Raw genomic sequence first — 12,134 nt, 5'->3', positions numbered from 1 at the left:
TTTACTTGTTTAATTTGATTGGCTTTCCAGCATCTCCACATAGTCAATCGCGACACAAAGGGAAATGACCAAATCTGCATACGAGTCTTCATAGACGGTTACGGTGTAGGTTGAGGTCAAATGGAAAATTTCTTTCCGAATCTCGGCAATCACTTGGTCGCGGTCATCCAGCAATTTGAAATTCAAATCCCAGATATTGCCCTCGATACGAAGCCCTAGATTGTCAAACTCATACTTATCTCGCCAGAAGGTCAACTTCTTGCGAATGACGAAATTGGAACCGTTTCGTAACTGGATAGTAAAGCGAGGAAGCAAAGTGAAAAATTCTTTACTAATCTCACTGACTTGCTCACCATAGGCGTCATAGATGGTAAAGGTCTTAGGAATTTGGAAAAATGATCCCTCCACCTGATAGTTCACTACTCCTCTATCATCCTTGATATCGAAGCGTTCGCCTCCAAGACGAAACTTTTGTTTGACAAGAAATGTCTTCATAAACACCTCCAAAAATCAAAAGACAAGTCCATATCACGAAGGGCGAAAAACCGCGGTACCACCTTCATTCAATGAACTTGTCATTCTCTTATTCTTATGCAATTGTCTGATTGAGTAGCATGATTTCCTAGCTTAGATGGCTCGCAGCACCGCCATTTCTCTGGACTAAGACAACTGAAAATCAATTCTCAACTTTCTTATTATATCGTTTTTTAAAGCTTGCGTCAACTGGAAAAGCCGACAATAAACCAAATCTCCTACTTCCGATACATTTTAAACTGTAGGAAGAGGTCGCTATATTTTCCTGTCCATTTATGGTCAAATTTCTCATAAACTTCCAGGTGTTTCATGGTATCAGCGTCTGGATAGAAGGATTTGTCCTCACGAGTCTCCTCTGGGAGCATTTCCTTTGCTGGTAGGTTTGGTGTTGAGTAACCTACATACTCCGCATTTTTCAGAGCATTTTCGGGTTTCAACATAAAGTTGATAAAGGCATAGGCGGCATCTTGATTTTTCACGGTTTTTGGAATGACCATGTTATCAAACCAGAGATTGCTGGCCTCAGTCGGAACGACATACTTGAGGTTAGGATTTTTCTCCAACATCTGGCTGGCTTCCCCAGAGAAAGTCACACCGATAGCAGCGTTGTTCTGAATCATGTAACCCTTCATCTCGTCTGCCACAATGGCCTTGATATTTGGAGTCAGTTTGTAGAGCTTGTCTACCGTTTCTTCCAACTGCTGAGGATCCTTAGAGTTAAGACTGTAACCGAGCGAGTTAAGCCCGAGTCCCAGCACCTCACGCGCCCCATCAAAAAGCATGATGGAATCCTTGTATTCTGGTTTCCAGAGGTCATCCCAATGCTCAGGCGCCTCATCTACCTTGGTTTCATTGTAGACGATTCCCAAGGTCCCCCAGAAGTAAGGGATGGAGAATTTATTGCCCGGGTCAAAAGACTGGTTGAGGAACTCAGGTCCGATATTTTCGATTCCTTCAATTTTTGAATAATCAAGCGGAACCAAGAGGTCTTCGTCCTTCATCTTGTTGATCATGTATTCACTCGGGATGGCAATATCGTAGGTCGTTCCACCCTGCTTGATCTTGGTATACATGGCTTCGTTGGAATCAAAGGTCTCATACTGGACTTGGACTCCTGTTTCTTCTGTGAATTTCTCCAAGAGTTCGGGATCGATATAGTCCCCCCAGTTGTAGATAACCAATTTTTGACTATCTCGACTGTTGATTTTACTATCTAGATGATGGGAAATCCCCCACAAGACAAGGATAATTGCTACAATTCCTGCTAAAAATGAATAGAGTTTTTTCATGCTTGCTCCTCCTTCTCACGTGAGATAAAGTAATAACCTACAACTAGGATAATACTAAAGAGAAAGACAAGTGCAGACAGGGCATTGATCTCTAACGAAATCCCCTTACGAGCACGAGAGTAGATCTCAACTGACAGGGTTGAAAAGCCATTTCCCGTCACAAAGAAGGTCACGGCAAAGTCATCTAGCGAATAGGTGAAGGCCATAAAATAACCTGCAATGATAGACGGTGTCAGGTAAGGAAGCATGATTTCCTTAAACATCTGAAATTGACTGGCACCTAAGTCATAGGCCGCATGAATCATGTCATCATTCATCTCCTTGAGACGAGGCAAGACCATCAAGACCACGATAGGGATGGAAAAGGCCACGTGACTAGATAGAACTGTCAGAAATCCAAGTGAAAACTTAAGCTGGGTAAAGAGAATCAAGAAGCTAGCACCAATCATAACATCAGGCGCAACCATGAGGATATTATTGAGTGATAAAAAGGCTTCTTGGTATTTCTTACGAGACTGGTAAATGTAAATAGCACCGAAAGTCCCTATAACAGTCGCAATCAAGGCTGACAGAAAGGCCAAGAAAAAGGTTTGGGTGAGGATCAACATGAGACGACCATCACCAAACATGGTTTTAAAATGGCTCAAGCTAAAACCAGTAAAACTATTCATATCATCCCCTGCATTAAAGGCATAGCCAATCAAGTAAAAGATTGGCAAATATAGGATGATAAAGACAAAGGCTAGGTAGAGATTGGCAAATTTCTTCATCGTTCTCTCCTTTCCTTGGTCACCCACATGGTGATGAACATGGTTAGGATGAGGATCACACCGATGGTAGAACCCATACCGTAGTTGTCATTGGTCAGGAAGTTCTGCTCAATGGCCGTTCCCAGCGTGATAACACGGTTCCCACCAATCAAACGTGTCAGCATGAAGAGACTCAAGCTGGGGATAAAGACAGACTGAACCCCACTTCTCACTCCATTCATAGATAGAGGGAAGATGACATGGCGGAAAGTTTCCCACTTGGTCGCACCGAGGTCGTAGCTGGCATTGATGAGATTGTTATCCATATCATCCAAGACATTGAAAATCGGCAAAATCATAAAGGGAAGCTCGATGTAGCTTGCGACAAAGATGAAGGAGAAATCCGTAAAGAGCAACTGCTGCGAACCGATTCCGATAAATTCCAAAAATTGGTTAATAGAGCCATTTTGACCAAAAATCCCGATAAAGGCATAGGCCTTAAGAAGCAGATTGATCCAGGTTGGCAAGATAATCAGCATGAGCCAGAGTTGACGGTGCTTGAGACGGGTCAAAAAGAGGGCTGTTGGATAGCTGATGAGCAATGTTACTAAGGTCACAATTCCTGCATAGAGGACTGAGTTGAAGCTCATTTTAAGATAGGTCAAGTTTTGTGACGCAAAGTAGGATTTATAGTTTTCTAAGCTAAATTGGCCTTCAATGTTGAAAAAGGATTGACCGAAAATCAAGACCAAGGGTGCGAGAACAAAGAGGACAATCCAAAGCATGTAGGGCACTACAAAGAGTTTAGAGGTTGTTTTCTTCATCTCTTTCCTCCTCGATCGCGTTAATCAGACCTGCTTCTTGCTCTTCGATTTCTACGTACTCCTCGATACGAGCATCGAACTCTTCTTCGGTTTCGTTGAGACGCATGATGTGGATATCTTCTGGTTCAAAGTCCAGACCGATTTCCTCGCCAACAATGGCCTTACGAGTCGAGTGGATCATCCATTCATTTCCGAGCTCGTCATAGGCGATAATCTCGTAATGAACCCCACGGAAAAGCTGGGTATCAACCTTGACTTGGAGCTTGCCTTCTTCAGGAAGGGTAATGCGCAAGTCCTCTGGACGAATGACAACCTCAACTGGCTCATTTGGCTTCATCCCCCCATCGACCGCTTCGAAGCGTTTGCCGTTAAACTCAACCAAGTAGTCTTCAATCATGGTTCCTGGCAAGATATTGGACTCGCCGATAAAGGTGGCAACAAAGTGGTTGATTGGCTCATCATAGATATCTACAGGTGTTCCAGACTGAACAATCTCTCCATCGTTCATAACGAAAATCCAGTCACTCATAGCCAGGGCTTCCTCCTGATCGTGAGTGACAAAGACAAAGGTAATCCCCAATCGTTGCTGCAGTTCACGCAGTTCGTACTGCATGTCCGTTCGCAATTTCAAGTCCAGCGCTGACAAGGGCTCATCCAACAAGACCACACGGGGTTGGTTGATGATGGCACGGGCAATGGCTACACGCTGACGTTGTCCTCCAGAGAGTTTACGGATGGAACGTTTTTCATAACCTTCCAACTGAACCATCTTGAGCACTTCCGCTACACGTTGCTCGATTTCTTTCTTGTCGATTTTACGCAAGCGGAGCGGAAAGGCAACATTTTCAAACACATTCATATGTGGAAACAAGGCATAGGATTGGAAGACCGTATGGACGTCTCGCTTGTTGGTTGGGATGTCGTTAATCCGTACCCCATCCAGTAAAATATCCCCTGTCGTCGCATCTAGTAAACCTGCAATGATGTTCAGGATGGTTGATTTCCCAGAACCAGATGCGCCTAGTAAGGTATAGAACTTTCCCTCTTCCAACTCAAAGTTAATGTCTTTGAGAACCTTGGTGTTGCTGTCTTCAAAAACTTTAGAGACGTTTTTGAATTCAATAATTGGTTTTTTCAATTCCTCTAAATTCCTTCTTCTTCGTAAATTAACAGATCAGGGCTCTGTCAGACCGCTACTACCTCGTGTAGGAGATTGAACTGCCTACATACATCTTCACTAACGATAGGCTTTCACCCCTTTACAATGGTGGTTATAGCAGCAACTTTTCTACCCCAACCTTATTCTTTCTCACCCAAGATACGAACTTCTCGCTCTAAGGTAACACCTGAGTGTTCCTTGACTTTTTCAATAACAGATTGGATCAAGTCCTCGTAGTCTTTCGCTGTTCCGTCAGCAACATTGATCATGAAACCGGCATGCTTTTCAGATACTTCCACACCACCGATACGATAGCCTTTCAAGCCAGCCTCTGAAATCAACTGTCCTGCAAAATGCCCCACTGGTCGCTTAAAGACTGAACCACAAGATGGGTATTCTAATGGTTGTTTGAGTTCACGTAGGTGCGTCAAGCGGTCCATTTCTTGCTTGATAACCTGATGATTCCCTGGAGATAGGGCAAATTTAGCTGACAAGACAATAGCCCCAGAATCCTGAATAGCTGAATGACGGTAACCAAAAGCCAAGTCCTTGACTGACAAGGTCTCGATTTCCCCTTCCTTGGTCAAAATTTGACAAGACTGCAAGATATGAGCAATCTCTCCTCCATAGGCACCCGCATTCATAAAGATAGCTCCTCCGATGCTTCCAGGAATCCCACAAGCAAACTCAAAACCAGTCAAACTATGACGGAGGGCAATACGTGTTGTTTCGATCAAGTTCGCTCCTGCTTCCGCTTCAATGGTATAGCCATCAACTGAAACGTTATTAAGCTTATCGCACAAGATGACAAAACCACGGATTCCACCTTCACGAACGATGATATTACTAGCATTTCCTAGCACCATCCAAGGAATATTCTCTTGATTGGCAAATTGGACGACACGGGCCATCTCATAGCGATTGCGTGGCAAAACTAGATAATCCGCTCGACCTCCTACCTTGGTATAGGTATAGGTCTTCAAAGGTTCCTTAAAACGAATATCGATTCCTTCTAGGATTTCAAGCATTTTTTCTTTTACTGACATGTCACTCTTCCTTTTTCAAAATTCATTCCATTATACCATTTTTAGAGACATTTGACGACCATAAAAAGAGCTTGTTTTATCCTTACATAAAAAAAGAGGTCTCCCCTCTTTTTATGATTTTTTCCAAAATGTAAATTTTGTCAGCCAGATAAAGACTAAAAGTTCTACGAGAAGAACAAACTCAACTAGAAGCGGATTCGCAATCCAGCCCACTTGAGATAGAGCTGGAGCTAAGTCGAACAAGGCATGTAATCCATAGGCAGCAACGAGATAAATCCATTTCTTTTGACGGACACTTTGATAGACCCAGACAGTAAGGCTAATTTGGAGAACCAGAGCAAGGACACGCTCAACTCCTAGTAGATAGATCTGCCATGCTGATAGAGACTGAACTGTTTCTAATGTACTCTTTGTAAGAAGATTCGCCGCATCAGTATTTGATGACTGTACTAGTGAAAAGAGGATCAAAAGGCTAATCAAACTTCCCATTCCGAGGTAGAGCATCTCTAAGCCTCCATGTCCTAAGCCATAAGCCCAAGCATCTCGATCTTCCAACTTTCTCTTTTTCTCCAACCATTTAAAAAAGACAAAACGGGCCGTCTCTTCAAAGAGGGCAGCCATGGCAATCCCATAAAGGACGTATAAGAAAGGCTGCTCCTGCATGAGCGGAATGGTTCCATCTTTTTGCGGATGGAGTACCAGAAGATGAACCATCTTCTCTAACACTTGAGAAGAAACAAAAAATGCGATTGCCCCCAAGCCCATCACTGCAAGAGAGATTTTAAACCGTTTTTTGGCATACCAAGTTCCACCTACTAGAATGAGAACTAAAGCGATCATGGTGAGGATAATATGTACTGTCATCTTTTTCTCCTATTCTGACTTATCAATATCTTTCTTCATCTCGTCAACGTTAAATTTGGCAAATAAATACTGGCGATCTTGGACTGGAAAACGTTGGTCCAACTGGTCGACTGCCCCAACCTCGATCATTCCTTCTTTGATAACAAAGTCCATCACATGCCCACCAAAGGTCAAATCATCTGAGATAAAATGCAAATGGTAACCTGCAACACTCACTCCATGGAAAATCTCCGGTGTCCAAAATCCAACAATGGTTCCCGATACATTTTCACGGCTATATTCAGGTTGGTGTGTCGCGACATCAGCAAACTTGGTATCAGGTGTGGATTTGGGAATCATCCGTACGTGCATTTGTGAAAATTCGCCATGAATCTTGATGGAACGAAAAAGATTTTCCCCATCATAGTAGGACTCAATTCGCTTTTCCAATTCCTTGTCCGTCATCTCAAAGCGCTGACGAAAAATCACTTCTGCCTGATGAGGAACCACTGCTGCATATGGAATAAGAGCATCCGCTGCCACCTCGACGATTTCAGGCGTTTGTCCAGACCCCTTGGCTTGATAAGCCTTACCATCAAGGACAATCAATTCCCCGTCAATCGAATCCAATGTTCCCAAGCCGAGGTCACCATGTTCCAGCAATTCTCCCACTGTCATGGTTCCGCCATAGAGACCTGCCATTAGGGCACCTAGAGTATTGTATTGAAATAATTTAACCGGTTCCTGCACTTTTCTATCCATTCTCTTTCTTATCTTCTTTTCAATGAATCATCATACTTTCTAAGTATACCACATTTGCTCCTAGTTGTGAAAGGAAGAAATGATTTTCCCATTGCCAAGCAGGCAAAAAAAAGGTACAATGTAACAAAATCAACGGAGGTCTGGAATGAAGAAAGAAAGTAAATACCAAGCAGTCGTTTCCTTTCTCAAAAAAGGTATCGAATCAGGAAAATTTCCAACAGGTAGCCGACTTCCCTCTATCCGTCAACTGAGCCAAGACTTCCACTGTAGCAAGGACACTATCCAGCGAGCCCTGCTGGAATTACGCCATGAACAATACCTCTATGCCAAACCCCAAAGTGGCTACTATGTTCTAGAACAAGGACAGCACCAAGACTTGGAAATCGAAGTCACTGACGAACATGCCAGTGCCTATGACGACTTCCGACTCTGTGTCAACGAAACCCTGATAGGTCGAGAAAACTACCTCTTCAACTACTATGATAACCAAGAAGGCCTTGAGGAACTCAGACAATCTGTCCATCAACTCCTCTTTGACCAAGCCCTCTACTGTAAACCCGACCAACTGGTTCTAACTTCTGGCACCCAGCAAGCTCTCTTTATCCTTTCTCAGATTAACTTTCCAAGCGAGGGAGCTGAGATTTTGGTCGAACAGCCGACCTACCACCGGATGAATCGCCTCTTGGTCGCTCAAGGATTAGCCTACCAGACCATTGAACGCCGAATTGATGGCATCAACCTTGAAGAACTGGAAAAACAATTCAAATCCGGGAAAATCAAATTTTTCTACACCATTCCTCGCTTCCACTATCCTCTAGGTCATTCCTATTCTGATCAGGAAAAAAGGGCTATTCTGGATCTAGCAAACCAGTATGGTGTATATATCGTCGAGGATGATTATCTAGGTGACTTAGACTCTAAAAAGGGACAAACCTTCCACTATCTGGATACTGAGGATCGGGTCATTTATATCAAGTCCTTCTCAACTAGTCTCTTTCCAGCCCTTCGTATTACCGCTCTCATTCTCCCAAATGCCCTAAAAGAGGCCTTTGTTTCCTACAAAAATATCCTAGACTATGACAGCAATCTCATCATGCAAAAGGCTCTTTCTCTTTACATCGATAGCCAGTTATTTGAAAAAAATCGATTGGCCAGACTGACCCTTCAAGAGAACTATCAGGCTCAGATAAAGAAAGTGCTTGAAGAAAACACCTGTCCCTTGCCCCACTATCCTCTACACGATGGTCTTTTGCTTGATTTGAGACACTATCCTAAGATTGCCAGTTTGAAACACAGCTCACTCAAATTAGACTTTTTTGAGAAGGCTTATTTGGACGCCTGTCCTTATCAGTTTGCCAAAGTCTCTCTCGAAAATCTAGAAGAGCTATTAGAATACATAAAAGCAGAATTGGATTAAAGTCCAACTCTGCTTTTTCTTATTGTTCAACTTCTGTTAGTTTCGCTGCTTTTTCTAGATAGTTTTGATAGGTCCCGTCATCTTTCAGTTTTTGGATAACCTTATCTACTACTGCTTTCAAGTCTGATTGATCCTTCTTGATAGCAACGGCATTGGCTTCGCCATCTTTCATTGTCAAGTTAACAGATGCAACGACAAGGTCTGAGTTTTTACCTGCGTAGCTAAGAGCAACTGGTTCATCCATATGAACAGCATCCACTTTCCCAGCCTGCAATTCATTGACGGCTTCCCCCATATTGGTCAAGGATGTCAATTGGGCATTTGGCAATTGTTCCTTGACCATGGTTTCTGGCACAGTTCCCTTTTGAGCTGCGATATTTGCACTTGCGAGGTTTGAAAGATCCTTGTATTTGTCTAAATCGGCTTTTCTAACCAAAAAACTCATCTTATTTTCATAGTAAGGGATTGAAAAGTCAAAGACTTCCTTTCTCTCATCTGTAGCACTAATTCCTGCTATGGCTAAGTCAGCCTTTCCAGTTTGAAGGCTAGTCAAGACATTGTCAAAACTCATACTAGAGATTTCAAGTTTAACCCCAAGCTCGTCTGCAATTGCTTGAGCCATATCAATATCTGCTCCAACTACCTGGTTTTTCCCATCTACCAAGGCTTGGAATTCAAATGGCGCATAGTCTGGGCTGGTCGCAACAACTAGCTTTCCTTTTTGTTTAATAGCGTCCACAGCAGACTGGGAACTATCCATTCCTGACTGGCAAGCTACTAAAACCACACTGGCAAGCATGCTACACACAACTAATATCCATTTCTTAAATTTCATAAATAAACGACCTTTCTGTTAATTATGAATAATTATAACTCTTTTAAAAATAGTTGTCAACCCTTTTAGAGATTTTGATTGTAAAACAATTCTTTTCATAAAAAAAGAAGACTGATTTATTTTAATCAGCCTTTTCTTCTGTATATTTAAACCGTTTCTTATAGTTCGACAATCTTACCTGTTTCAAAGTAAACAACCCATTCACAGATATTCTTTGCGTAGTCTCCGATACGTTCCAAGAAAGAAATGACCTGGAAGTAATCACGGCCTGTAACGATAGCTTCAGGATTTTTCCTAATTTCTTCTGTAGCCAAATCTCGGATGCTATCAAAGTAATGGTTGATTTTTTCATCCATAGCCGCTACTTCGTAGGCTTGATCCACAGAACCGTTGAGATAGAGATCTAGAGCTGCTTCGACGAAGTTTTTCACGTCGCGTCCCATCTTTTTGATTTCTTCTTCAACAGAAGGGATACGTTGCTCTCCCTTCATACGAATGGTCGCCTCAGCGATAGACACTGCATGATCTCCCATGCGTTCCACGTCTGAAACTGCCTTGAGAACGGTCAAGACGGTACGAAGGTCTTGAGAAACAGGTTGTTGGAGAGCGATCATTTCAAATGATTTCTTTTCCAACTTCACTTCATACTCATTTACTTCTGCATCGTCTTCGATGACTTCTTTTGCCAAATCACGGTCATGCGTAACAAAGGCACGCACTGTACGATTGATCTGCGAGAGCACTTCTTGTCCCATAGCATAGAACTGGTTGTGCAATTTCTCCAAATCTTCTTCAAATTGAGATCGTAACATCATTCAACTCCTTATCCAAATTTTCCTGTAATATAATCTTCTGTTTCCTTGTTTTGTGGGTCTAGGAACATCTTCTTCGTATCGTTAAACTCAATCAAATCCCCATCTAGGAAAAATCCTGTTTTATCAGAGATACGTGAGGCTTGTTGCATCGAACGCGTTACCAAGAGCATGGTGTATTTATCTTTCAGACCATACAAGGTTTCCTCAATCTTACCTGCAGAAATAGGATCCAAAGCTGAAGTTGGTTCATCTAAGAGGATGATTTTTGGACTGGTTGCTAAGACACGAGCTACACAAACACGTTGTTGTTGTCCACCTGAGAGACCAATGGCCGAATCATGCAAACGATCCTTTACTTCATCCCAGATAGAAGCACGTTGCAAGGCCTTTTCTACTGCTTCATCAAGAACTTGCTTGTCCTTAACCCCATTGATACGCAGCCCATAGATAACATTTTCGTAGATAGACATAGGGAAGGGATTGGGCTGTTGAAAGACCATACCAATTTCCTTACGCAATTCAACCGTATCGGTACGGGGGCTGTAGATATTGTGACCATTATAGACCACTGATCCAGTTGTTGTCACCTCAGGATTTAGATCGCCCATGCGGTTGATGGCTTTGAGCAGGGTAGACTTCCCTGATCCAGAAGGACCAATCAAGGCTGTTATTTCCTTAGGTTGGAAAGAAAGGGAAACACTATTCAAGGCCTTCTTTTTATTGTAATAAACGGACAGGTCTGACACCTGTAAAATCGCTTCTGACATACCGTTTCCTTTCTAACCAAAGTGTCCCGTTACATAGTCATTGGTTGACTGTAACTTAGCATTTTGGAAAATATTGGATGTCTTATCATACTCAATCAAATCACCCAAGTAGAAAAATCCTGTGTAGTCACTTGCACGCGCAGCCTGTTGCATACTGTGGGTAACGATGATGATGGTAAAGTCCTTCTTCAATTCCAACATGGTTTCTTCCAGCTGGGCTGTCGCAATCGGATCCAAAGCTGACGCAGGCTCATCCATCAAGAGGATATCTGGCTTGACAGAAATGGCTCGAGCGATACAGAGACGTTGTTGCTGACCACCAGAAAGCATCAAGGCTGATTTGTGGAGGTCGTCTTTGACCTGATCCCACAGGGCAGCCTGTCTTAGAGAGGTTTCTACAATTTCATCAAGTACTTTCTTATCCTTGACTCCTGCACGTTCATGAGCAAAAGTGATGTTGCGATAAATAGACTTAGCAAATGGATTTGGACGTTGGAAGACCATTCCGATATGCTTCCGCATCTCATAGACATTGATTTCTGGACGGTTGACGTCAATCCCTCGGTAGAGGATTTGACCTGTGACCTTGGCAATATCAATGGTATCATTCATCCGATTGAGACTGCGAAGATAGGTAGATTTCCCTGATCCAGAAGGGCCAATCAAGGCTGTAATTTTATTTTTTTCAAATTGCATATCGATGCCCTTGATGGATTCATTTTTACCATAGTAAACATGTAAATCCTTAGTAGAGAGGGCCACTTTTTCTTCAGGGAAGGTGATGATATGCTTTTCATCCCAGTTATATTTTGACATGGCTTCTCCTTTAGGCAGCGGTTAATTTCTTGTGTAGGTAGCTTCCGAGTTTGCGTGCCCCAAAGTTAAAAATCAAGATAAAGATGAGAAGCACGGCGGCAGAACCAGCAGATACGATGGTAGCATCAGGAATAGTTCCTTCACTGTTGACCTTCCAGATGTGGACAGCCAGGGTTTCTGCTTGACGGAAGATTGAGATAGGGCTGGTAACACTGAGGATATTCCAGTTAGACCAGTCAAGAGCTGGAGCGGATTGTCCTGCCGTATAGATAAGAGCG

13 protein-coding genes and 1 pseudogene are annotated in these 12,134 nt (G+C 42.8%); 1 reads left to right on the top strand and 13 read right to left on the bottom strand.

Annotated elements, in window-relative coordinates; translation table 11 throughout:
- Window positions 1–9: 9 nt before the first annotated feature.
- From HMPREF2655_RS07350 to budA, 8 genes are all read right to left on the bottom strand, one after another.
- Entirely contained in the window at window positions 10–495 is a 486-nt protein-coding gene (locus HMPREF2655_RS07350) for an LURP-one-related/scramblase family protein (protein ID WP_000847087.1), read from the bottom strand.
- Between the two features lie 257 nt (window positions 496–752).
- Window positions 753–1,823, bottom strand: coding sequence for an ABC transporter substrate-binding protein (locus HMPREF2655_RS07345; RefSeq protein WP_000737968.1), 1,071 nt, complete (start codon window positions 1,821–1,823; stop codon window positions 753–755).
- Window positions 1,820–2,593, bottom strand: a complete 774-nt coding sequence (locus HMPREF2655_RS07340) for an ABC transporter permease (protein WP_000712718.1) — start codon at window positions 2,591–2,593, stop codon at window positions 1,820–1,822. The genes HMPREF2655_RS07345 and HMPREF2655_RS07340 overlap by 4 nt, the downstream gene beginning before the upstream one ends.
- On the bottom strand, window positions 2,590–3,396 hold the full coding sequence (locus HMPREF2655_RS07335; protein ID WP_000754122.1) for an ABC transporter permease: 807 nt from the start codon (window positions 3,394–3,396) through the stop codon (window positions 2,590–2,592). Before HMPREF2655_RS07335 ends, HMPREF2655_RS07340 begins: the two co-directional genes overlap by 4 nt.
- Window positions 3,377–4,534: an ABC transporter ATP-binding protein gene (locus HMPREF2655_RS07330; RefSeq protein ID WP_000742901.1), complete on the bottom strand. Its 1,158-nt coding sequence runs from the start codon at window positions 4,532–4,534 to the stop codon at window positions 3,377–3,379. Before HMPREF2655_RS07330 ends, HMPREF2655_RS07335 begins: the two co-directional genes overlap by 20 nt.
- Window positions 4,535–4,695: 161 nt before the next feature.
- A complete protein-coding gene (gene murB / locus HMPREF2655_RS07325; protein ID WP_070838377.1) occupies window positions 4,696–5,601 on the bottom strand; it encodes a UDP-N-acetylmuramate dehydrogenase in 906 nt (301 codons plus the stop codon).
- A gap of 111 nt (window positions 5,602–5,712) precedes the next feature.
- Entirely contained in the window at window positions 5,713–6,465 is a 753-nt protein-coding gene (locus HMPREF2655_RS07320; RefSeq protein WP_000215874.1) for a YhfC family intramembrane metalloprotease, read from the bottom strand.
- Window positions 6,466–6,474: 9 nt separating this feature from the next.
- A complete protein-coding gene (gene budA / locus HMPREF2655_RS07315; RefSeq protein WP_000375405.1) occupies window positions 6,475–7,206 on the bottom strand; it encodes an acetolactate decarboxylase in 732 nt (243 codons plus the stop codon).
- A 145-nt stretch (window positions 7,207–7,351) separates the two neighbouring features.
- Here budA and HMPREF2655_RS07310 point away from each other — a divergent pair, with 145 nt between their 5' ends.
- Window positions 7,352–8,623 (top strand): aminotransferase-like domain-containing protein, encoded by a 1,272-nt coding sequence (locus tag HMPREF2655_RS07310; protein ID WP_070838376.1) that lies wholly within the window; start codon window positions 7,352–7,354, stop codon window positions 8,621–8,623.
- Window positions 8,624–8,642: 19 nt separating this feature from the next.
- On the opposite strand, the gene HMPREF2655_RS07305 is transcribed toward HMPREF2655_RS07310, so the two are convergent.
- The 5 genes and pseudogenes from HMPREF2655_RS07305 to HMPREF2655_RS07285 form a co-directional block, all read right to left on the bottom strand.
- Complete coding sequence (locus HMPREF2655_RS07305) at window positions 8,643–9,458, bottom strand: ABC transporter substrate-binding protein (RefSeq protein WP_070838374.1); 816 nt, start codon at window positions 9,456–9,458, stop codon at window positions 8,643–8,645.
- Window positions 9,459–9,616: 158 nt separating this feature from the next.
- Entirely contained in the window at window positions 9,617–10,270 is a 654-nt protein-coding gene (phoU, locus tag HMPREF2655_RS07300) for a phosphate signaling complex protein PhoU (RefSeq protein WP_000946469.1), read from the bottom strand.
- A gap of 11 nt (window positions 10,271–10,281) precedes the next feature.
- A complete protein-coding gene (pstB, locus tag HMPREF2655_RS07295; protein ID WP_070838372.1) occupies window positions 10,282–11,040 on the bottom strand; it encodes a phosphate ABC transporter ATP-binding protein PstB in 759 nt (252 codons plus the stop codon).
- 12 nt (window positions 11,041–11,052) lie between these two features.
- Window positions 11,053–11,856: a phosphate ABC transporter ATP-binding protein PstB gene (pstB, locus tag HMPREF2655_RS07290; RefSeq protein ID WP_000049851.1), complete on the bottom strand. Its 804-nt coding sequence runs from the start codon at window positions 11,854–11,856 to the stop codon at window positions 11,053–11,055.
- 10 nt (window positions 11,857–11,866) lie between these two features.
- Window positions 11,867–12,134: pseudogene (locus tag HMPREF2655_RS07285) on the bottom strand (phosphate ABC transporter, permease protein PstA); the annotation flags it as partial.

It is taken from the genome of Streptococcus sp. HMSC066F01 (assembly GCF_001837335.1).
Taxonomy (GTDB): domain Bacteria; phylum Bacillota; class Bacilli; order Lactobacillales; family Streptococcaceae; genus Streptococcus; species Streptococcus oralis_S.
Note: the sequence above shows the minus strand (reverse complement) of the source record. Positions and strands in the feature narration are given on the sequence as shown.

Bases quoted from the DNA above. Each gene is read 5' to 3' on its own strand.
- HMPREF2655_RS07350 (WP_000847087.1), bottom strand. From the start codon at position 495: ATGAAGACATTTCTTGTCAAACAAAAGTTTCGTCTTGGAGGCGAACGC.
- HMPREF2655_RS07345 (WP_000737968.1), bottom strand. From the start codon at position 1,823: ATGAAAAAACTCTATTCATTTTTAGCAGGAATTGTAGCAATTATCCTT.
- HMPREF2655_RS07340 (WP_000712718.1), bottom strand. From the start codon at position 2,593: ATGAAGAAATTTGCCAATCTCTACCTAGCCTTTGTCTTTATCATCCTA.
- HMPREF2655_RS07335 (WP_000754122.1), bottom strand. From the start codon at position 3,396: ATGAAGAAAACAACCTCTAAACTCTTTGTAGTGCCCTACATGCTTTGG.
- murB (WP_070838377.1), bottom strand. From the start codon at position 5,601: ATGTCAGTAAAAGAAAAAATGCTTGAAATCCTAGAAGGAATCGATATT.
- HMPREF2655_RS07320 (WP_000215874.1), bottom strand. From the start codon at position 6,465: ATGACAGTACATATTATCCTCACCATGATCGCTTTAGTTCTCATTCTA.
- budA (WP_000375405.1), bottom strand. From the start codon at position 7,206: ATGGATAGAAAAGTGCAGGAACCGGTTAAATTATTTCAATACAATACT.
- HMPREF2655_RS07310 (WP_070838376.1), top strand. From the start codon at position 7,352: ATGAAGAAAGAAAGTAAATACCAAGCAGTCGTTTCCTTTCTCAAAAAA.
- HMPREF2655_RS07305 (WP_070838374.1), bottom strand. From the start codon at position 9,458: ATGAAATTTAAGAAATGGATATTAGTTGTGTGTAGCATGCTTGCCAGT.
- phoU (WP_000946469.1), bottom strand. From the start codon at position 10,270: ATGTTACGATCTCAATTTGAAGAAGATTTGGAGAAATTGCACAACCAG.
- pstB (WP_070838372.1), bottom strand. From the start codon at position 11,040: ATGTCAGAAGCGATTTTACAGGTGTCAGACCTGTCCGTTTATTACAAT.
- pstB (WP_000049851.1), bottom strand. From the start codon at position 11,856: ATGTCAAAATATAACTGGGATGAAAAGCATATCATCACCTTCCCTGAA.